The 924-nt window shown below is 64.3% G+C and carries 2 pseudogenes; both read left to right on the plus strand.

What is annotated here, in order from left to right:
- Positions 1–420 (plus strand): annotated as a pseudogene (locus tag HMPREF3096_RS24005) (IS21 family transposase); the annotation flags it as partial.
- Positions 413–924, plus strand: a pseudogene (gene istB, locus HMPREF3096_RS24010) (IS21-like element ISPst3 family helper ATPase IstB); the annotation flags it as partial. The pseudogenes HMPREF3096_RS24005 and istB, both read left to right, overlap by 8 nt.

Genomic DNA, 924 nt, shown 5'->3' on the forward strand with positions numbered 1-924 from the left:
GCCAGCCATGTCCGCTTGCTGGATCGCGACCAGGTCAGCTATGACTGGCAGCACTACCTCCCGCTGATCGAACGCAAGCCCGGTGCGCTGCGCAACGGCGCGCCCTTTGCTGATCTGCCGGCGCCGCTGCGTCAGCTTAAGCACGGTCTGGGGCGTCATGCCGGCGGTGACCGGATCATGGCGCAAGTTCTGGCTGCCGTACCGGTCGCCGGGCTCGATGCCGTGCTGGTAGCCGTTGAGCTGGTACTGGAGAGCGGCAGCCTGAGCGCCGAACACATCCTCAATGTCGTGGCACGGCTGACAGCATCCGAACCACCACCCAGCGTCGAAACCCACTTGTCGCTCAAGGAAGCCCCCGTCGCTAACACGGCGCGCTACGACCGCCTGCGTGGCCAGGCCGAGGAGGTCGGTCATGCGTGATTTGATGGCGGAACTCAAGGAGCTGCGCCTGCACGGCATGGCCACGGCCTGGGCGGAGTTAACTGCACAGGGTGAGTCGAACACAGCCTCGTCCAAGTGGCTGCTCGAACACCTGCTGGAACAAGAGCACACAGATCGCGCCATGCGCTCGGTGAGCCACCAGATGAACATGGCCAAGTTGCCGATGCACCGCGATCTGGCCGGCTTCGACTTCAGCGCCTCCAGCGCCGACGCTCGCTTGATCAGCGAGCTGGCCAATCTGAGCTTTACCGACACCGCGCAGAACGTGGTGCTGATCGGTGGGCCAGGCACCGGTAAAACCCACCTAGCCACCGCGCTGGCCGTGTCCGGCATCACCCGGCACGGTAAGCGCGTGCGCTTCTACTCCACGGTCGATCTGGTCAATCTGCTGGAGCGCGAAAAACACGACGGCAAAGCCGGGCGGATCGCCCAGGCACTGCTGCGCATGGATCTGGTCATCCTCGACGAACTGGGTTATCTGCC

It is taken from the genome of Klebsiella sp. HMSC25G12, from assembly GCF_001807705.1.
GTDB classification, from domain to species: Bacteria; Pseudomonadota; Gammaproteobacteria; order Enterobacterales; family Enterobacteriaceae; genus Klebsiella; species Klebsiella variicola.